This is a genomic window from Achromobacter spanius, assembly GCF_039673305.1.
GTDB lineage: Bacteria > Pseudomonadota > Gammaproteobacteria > Burkholderiales > Burkholderiaceae_B > Achromobacter > Achromobacter spanius_F.
Window position 1 is genome coordinate 149,799 of the sequence record NZ_JBDJLJ010000010.1, and the last position, 6,771, is coordinate 156,569.

5 protein-coding genes are annotated in these 6,771 nt (G+C 65.1%); 2 read left to right on the forward strand and 3 right to left on the reverse strand.

The genetic code is table 11. The features are described from left to right. Positions 1-41 precede the first annotated feature (41 nt). A complete protein-coding gene (locus ABE485_RS11795; RefSeq protein ID WP_346515484.1) occupies positions 42-1,691 on the forward strand; it encodes a dynamin family protein in 1,650 nt (549 codons plus the stop codon). 93 nt (positions 1,692-1,784) lie between these two features. Continuing rightward, positions 1,785-3,416, forward strand: coding sequence for an ATP-binding domain-containing protein (locus tag ABE485_RS11800; protein ID WP_346515485.1), 1,632 nt, complete (start codon positions 1,785-1,787; stop codon positions 3,414-3,416). Between the two features lie 22 nt (positions 3,417-3,438). Here ABE485_RS11800 and ABE485_RS11805 read toward each other — a convergent pair whose 3' ends face one another. From ABE485_RS11805 to ABE485_RS11815, 3 genes are all read right to left on the reverse strand, one after another. Beyond that, positions 3,439-3,855 carry a hypothetical protein gene (locus ABE485_RS11805; RefSeq protein WP_346515486.1) on the reverse strand — a complete coding sequence of 139 codons (417 nt, stop codon included), beginning with the start codon at positions 3,853-3,855 and terminating at the stop codon, positions 3,439-3,441. Beyond that, positions 3,855-5,468 carry a GMC family oxidoreductase gene (locus ABE485_RS11810; protein ID WP_346515487.1) on the reverse strand — a complete coding sequence of 538 codons (1,614 nt, stop codon included), beginning with the start codon at positions 5,466-5,468 and terminating at the stop codon, positions 3,855-3,857. The genes ABE485_RS11805 and ABE485_RS11810 overlap by 1 nt, the downstream gene beginning before the upstream one ends. Then, the coding region (locus tag ABE485_RS11815) for an aldehyde dehydrogenase family protein (RefSeq protein ID WP_346515488.1) at positions 5,465-6,771 on the reverse strand (1,307 nt) is incomplete at its 5' end. The genes ABE485_RS11815 and ABE485_RS11810, both read right to left, overlap by 4 nt.

Consider the following 6,771-nt stretch of genomic DNA (forward strand, 5'->3'; position numbering starts at 1 on the left):
TCCAACCCCGTTGCGACACAATCAATATCCATAGGAAAACGATGAACATTGGGAATCCGCTTGTCCGCCTGCATGAAGGCTTTTTGGAAATTCGTCCTGCCCTGGACACCGTATTTCAAGGCGATGCGCAAGCCCTTCGGCGCGTGGATGAGGCCGCCGAGAAGTTGGCCAAGGATGCAAGGGAGGGCAAGCTCAGCACGTTGGTGTTCGGGCATTACAACGCAGGAAAATCAACGTTTATCAATGCGCTGCTTGGTCGCGAAGTCGCGCCCATGGGCGACGTGCCATTGACTGCAAAAATTTCCAAGTACGACTGGAATGGTCATGTAATTTTCGACTCCCCAGGCATCGACGCGCCGATCGAGCACGAGGCAGTGACCGAGGGCTTTATTCGGACCGAGTGCAATGCGGTCATCTTCGTTATTTCGACGGGGGGCGCCATCGAAGAAGCTGCCACCTGGGAGCGCCTTTGCTCGTTCGTTCGCGAGAAAAAGGCCGTGCTTATCATCATCAACGATAAGGCGGGCATGGAGTTGAACGGAGCGGAGTTCGTGCGCATCAGGAACGTCGTCTATCAGAACATGCTGATGGCGGCCCGAAAGCTGGGCATGAACGATCCGTTGGACAGCATAGACGTCTTGCATGTCAAGGCGAAGACCGCGCTCAAGGCACATCTCGAAAACAAGCCTGGACTCCTGGCGGCGACCGGTATTCCGGAGGCGGAGGCGGTGCTGTCGAAGTTTCTCGGCGCGTCCACGGACAAGATTCTGCAGTCGGACGCCGAACGGGTGCGAAAGCTGGTTAACGAGGCGCTTTCCAGGTTGGCCGAACAATCCGGCAATGATGCGAATCTCAAGCTCACGGCCTGCCGCAACAAGGTGGAGCAGGAGCGCGCAAGGCTCGAACGAGGGCTGGTGGAGGAAGTGCGGGCGCTGGCTACGCGCGAGGTTGGCACCATCCAGGAAGCCGTTGCGCGTATCGACGCTGCCGACGAGATGGCCGTGACCGCGTTGCTGACCGATGCCCTGGGACAGTCCCAGTCGCGTATCTGGGAAGGCGTGGACGCGAAGCTGGCCGCGGAACTCGAGCGGACAGATATTGTGGTGCGTGAGGCTGGAAAGCTGTTGTCGCAGTTTGTCGGCACGGCGAAAGTCCAGATTGACGAGGTGGAGTTGAAGGCTGCGCCGATTTCGCCAAACGGTGAATCGGATGATCCGGATGATGATCGGATGTCCAGGATCTTCGAGCAGCTGAAATCGGCACCTGTGGGGGAAATGACTGAAAACGGTGTCAAACAGCTTTTGAAGTATGGCAAGGAATGGTTTCCCAAGCTGTTCAAAGGCATTGGCAAGAAAACGATGGGAAAGTGGGCTGGAGTCGCCGGGAAGGCTGCAGGGCCGATCCTGATGGTGGGCCAGGCAGGTTGGGAGCTGTTGCAGGCGCAGAAGGAGGAAGCCCAGGCGCGCGACAGTCATCGCCTCTTTGTGCAGAACGTGATGTCGATCGTGCGTCAGGCGCTTGACGATACGACGCGGCGTTACGAACAGAGGATTAAAGAAGTTGCCAAAACGGCAGTGAACCCTGTGCTCGAAGCGCTGGATCGGCGCACGACCGAGCTCTATTCTCAGGGCGCGGCGAACCAGGCACTTCAGGAACGTCTGGCCGGCTGGTCTCGAGGACTCGACATCTGAGACAGGCATCCATGACAGCATGGGTGCAATCCCGTCTTGTTGCCGGAATCATCAAGGCGGTCGCCAGGTTCACATACAGCGGAGGTCGATGAAATGGCGCGTATCGTGCCGGACGGTTGGCAGAACATGGAGGCCGTCGGCGCCATGCGTCGGGAGCTCGAGACGCTCGGGTTCCTGGCGCAAGGGTTGCCGGACGATTACACGGTCTATCATGCGGTGCATTGGACGAACATCGAAGGCGCGCACGCGATCCACGGGGAAGTCGATTTCGTCGTCGTGAACCGCGCGGGCCATATGATGTTGATCGAGCAGAAATGTGGCGAGCTCGAGGAGACCTCCGAAGGGCTGGCCAAGAACTACGGCGGCAAGCTGAAGTCGGTGCCGGTTCAGATGGGGCGCACGGTGAACAGCCTGCGCAACAAGCTGACGCGCACCCTGGATGGCGAGTATGTCAGGATCGAGCATCTGCTCTTTTGCCCGGACTATCTCTGCAAATCTCCCCAAACCGCGGGGGTGATGCCGGAACGTATCGTGGATGCGCGTCGGCGCGATGCGTTGTGCGCTGTGATCCAGGAGATTCTGCCGGCGGGCGACGCCGGTCCGTTGTATGTGAAAGTCGACCGGTTTCTTTGTGACGTGATCCAGCTGGAAACCGATGCCAGCGCCCTGGCGGGGCAGGCGAAGGCGCTCGTCACGCGCGTCTCCAGCGGCCTCGCCTATTGGGCGCGGCAGCTCGACATGACGCCGTTTCGCCTGCACGTGACGGGTACCGCGGGTTCCGGCAAGACGCAGTTGGCGTTAGCCGAATACCGCGCAACGATCGAAAGCGGCCGCAGGCCGCTTTATCTTTGCTTCAACAGGCCATTGGCCGATCACATAGCGATGATTGCGCCGCCGGGCGGAATGGCGTGCACATTCCACATGCTGTGCGAACGGATGCTGCGGCAGTCGGGGGCCGTGCCGGACTTCAATTCGGCAGGGGCGTTTGACCAGCTCGTCCAGGCCTGCGCGGCGTTGGCGGTCCCGCCGGAACTGCTGTTCGATACGGTCATCGTGGACGAAGGGCAGGATATCAAGGCGGAATGGTTCGATCTGATACTGCGGCATGCTCGGGAAGACGCCCGCATTCTCTGGCTTGAAGACCCGATGCAGAAGCTGTATCGCCACGCGGCCGTGACGCTTCCCGGGTGGATCCGTCTGCGCGCGGACAAGAACTTCCGCAGTCCACGCCCGGTCGTCCAATTGCTGCAGGCGCTGGTACCGGACGGCGTGAGCGTGGTTTCCGCGTCGCCTGTCGCGGGACATGAAGTTGAGTTCTTCGTCTATCAGAACACCGGAGACTTGATCGACAAGGTCAAGGAAGGGGTGCATGCGTGTCTGTCCGCCGGATTCGCCGCCACCGACGTTGCATTGCTCACCTATCGGGGAAGGGATAGTTCCCGCATCCTTTCGTACGATCAGTTGGGACCCTACGTGCTAAGAAAGTTCCAGGGCACTTACGACGGTGAAGGCCGCCCAGGATATTCACAGGGCGAAATCGTGGCGGACACCGTGCACCGGTTCAAGGGGCAGTCCGCACCGGCGGTCGTGATGGCGGAGGTCGATTTTGAAACGCTGGGCGACGAGGAGGTGCGACGCGTGTTCGTCGGCGCGACCCGTGCCGTGATGAAGCTGGTGCTGGTGGTGTCAGAGCGGGCGGCGATGAAGTTGCTGGAGCGCTTTTAAATGCACGCCGGCGACCCGCCCGTCAACAACAATCGCAAAGCAACACATCATTGACCACGTTGCGCGGCCGCGACCCCATGCGGCCGAAGCCGAACGCCGCCATCACGTCGTGGCAGATTTCCATCGCCTCGTGCTCGTCCTCGGCGCCGGCAACCCGGGGCCAGGTCACCAGCACGTGTTTGGCCTTCATCTCTTCCACGAACTGCGCCGGCACCGCGTCGCTGCCGACCACGGTCACCGACTGGATCCGCGCCGGCAGCCCTGCCTGCAGCGACGGCAGGGTATCGCCGCCGACGATCAGGGCCGCCGTGTCGGCGGGGAGTTCGTCGGCGTGGCTGCAGTACTCCACGGAAAAGAAGTCGTCCAGCCGCTGGTGGGCGGTGTGCGCCAGGGGCAGCAGGCTGACGCAGCGATGGCGCTGCAGCGAAAGTCGCATCATCAGCGGGCCTCTTCCAGTATCCAGTCCGAGGCGCGCTCCGCGAGCATGAGCACGGGCGCGTTGATGTTGCCCGAGGTCAGGTCCGGCATGACCGAGGCGTCGACGATGCGCAAGCCCGGAACGCCGATGCAGCGCATCCGGCCGTCGACCACGGCCATGGGGTCGTCTTGGCGGCCCATCCGGCATGTGCCGCCGGGATGGTGGACCGTGATGGCGGTCTTGCGCACGAAAGCGTCTATCGCGTCGTCATCGGCCACGCCGCCGCCGGGCGCCAGTTCGGTGGCGACGTAGTCGCCCAGCGCGGGCTGGTCCAGCAGGGTCCGCGCGATGCGCACGGATTCGCGCACCCGGATCCGGTCTTCGTCGCACGCCAGGAAGTTCTGGTCGAGCCGCGGCGCCGCCAGCGGATCGGCGCCCGCCACCGTGATGCGGCCGCGGCTTTGGGGATGCAGCAGCACGGTGCGCACGGCGAAGCCGTCGGCGAACGGCTTGCGCACCGGATTCAGCCAGGGATGCGCGTTGAAGGGCGCCGCGGTCAGGAGGAACTGCAGATCGGGCGTGTCCGCGCCGTCCGGCTGCACGAACCCCACGATGCCGCCTGGGACGTCGCCGGCAAAGCCTTCCCCGCCCAGGTAGGCCCGAGCCATCGAGACGCCGATGCGGTCCAGGCGCATGCCGCGCACGAATGGGCCGGGTTCCCGGCGGCGCGCGGTGACGATGACGGAGATATGGTCCTGCAGGTTCTCGCCGACGCCGGCGCGGTCCAGCCTGGTGCCGATGCCGGCGTCGTTCAACGTCTGCGTGGGGCCGATGCCGGAGTGCATCAGGATCGCGGGCGTGTTGATGGCGCCCGCGGCAAGAATGACTTCATGGCGAGCCTTCACTGCCGTGGTGTGCCCCTGCCGGACATAACGCAGGCCGACCGCGCGGTCGCCGTCGAAATCCAGGCCGAGCACGTGGGCCAGCGTCACCACCGTGAGATTGGGTCGCTTGAGCGCGGGCCGCAGGTAGGCCGTGGCCGCGCTGCATCGCCGACCGCGCCGGATCGACATCTGCAGGCGCGAGAAGCCGCCGGCCGGCGCGGCGTTGTAGTCGTCGAGCCAGGCGTGGCCGGCCTGGCGCGCGGCGTCGGAGAATGCGTCCAGCAGCGGATCCTGGTAGCGGCAGCGCTGCACGCGCAGGGGGCCGCCTTCGCCGCGGTCATCGTTGTGCCCGTCTTCCCAATCCTCCAGGCGGCGGAAGTAGGGCAAGACGTCTTCGAAACGCCAGTCCGGCAGGTCGTAGTGTTGGGCCCAGCGCGCATAGTCGGCGGGATGGCCGCGCACGAACGCCATGGCGTTGGTCGACGAGCTTCCGCCCACGACCTTGCCTCGTGCGCATTCGATGGCCCGCCCGTCGGCGTGCGGCGCGGGTTCGGCGTCGTAGCCCCAGTCGTGCAGGCGCTGCTGCAGGATCTTGCCCCAGCCGAGCGGGATGTGGATGAGCGGATCGCGGTCCCAGGGGCCCGCCTCGATGACCAGCACGGAGACCGCGGGGTCCTTGCTCAGGCGATTGGCGAGCACGCAGCCCGCCGAGCCCGCGCCGACGATGATGTAGTCGTATTCCGGCTTCACGTTGCGCTCACCCGCCTGAAGTTGATGTGGACGTTCTTTTCCCGGGTAAAGGAGATCATCTCGCCGATGCATTCATCGCGGCCGATGCCCGATTGCTTGACCCCGCCGTATGGAGCGCCCAGGAAGTGCTTGCCGACTTCGTTGACCCACACGAAACCCGCATCGATGTCGCGCGCCAGGCGGTGGGCGCGCGCCAGGTCCGCCGTCCAGATCGCGGCGGTCAGGCCCACGTCCAGGCGCTGCACGGCCTCGAGCATCGCGTCCTCGTCGTCCCAGGGGATGATCGCGAGCACCGGGCCGAAGAATTCCTCGGTGGCCAGCGGCGACGTGGCGGACACGTCCGCAAAGACGGTGGGTTCCAGGTAGTTGCCACCCGCGGGCACGCCCGCCTGGGGAATGCCGCCGCCGGCGATCAGGCGGGCGCCCTGCGCCACGGCGGCGTCGATCGCCTGCTTGACCCGGTCGCGGTGTTCGCGGCTGATCATCGCGCCCATGGTGGTGGCGGGGTCGGTGGGATCTCCCGGCACGAACGCGGCGCACGCCTCAGCCACCCGGGCGCAGACCTCGTCGTAGATGGACCGGTGGACGAAGGCCCGGCTGGTGGATCCGCAGGATTGCCCGCACCAGGTGAAGTTCATGCCGTCCACGATTGCGCGCGCCACCAGCGCGGGGTCGACATCCGGGCACGCGATGAACGCATTCTTGCCGCCCAGCTCCAAGGCCACGGGCTTGAGCCGCGCCGCCGCGGCCTGCATGACCCGACGTCCGGTGGGAATGCTGCCCACCAGGCCGATCATGTCGACATCCGGACTCGCGGCCAGGGAGGCCCCCGCCTCGGCGCCGCCCGGAATGAGCGAGAAGACACCGGGAGGCAGCAGGTCTCCGATCAGCTCCGCGCAGCGCAGGGCCGACAGCGGCGCCTGCACCGGCGGCTTGATGATCACGGCATTGCCCGCGGCGAGCGGGGCGGCCAGCTTGCCCATGGCGAAGAGCAGCGGATGGTTGTAGGCGACGATGCGCGCCACCACGCCCACGGGTTCCCGTTCGGTGTAGTCGAGCGCGTCGTGTCCCATCGGAATGGTGTCGCCCTTGAGTTCCGTCACGAGCCCGGCAAAGAAGTCCAGCAGCGCGGCGGCGACCATGACGTCGGAGCCCATCTCGGACACAGGATTGCCGCAGTCCAGCGCGTCCAGCAGCGCCAGCTCCTTTGCGTTGTCCCGCAGGCGCTGCGCCATCTTGCGCAGGGTGGCGGCCCGCGCCAGCGGCGCCGTGCGGCGCCACACCCGGGCGCCGGCCCGGGCGG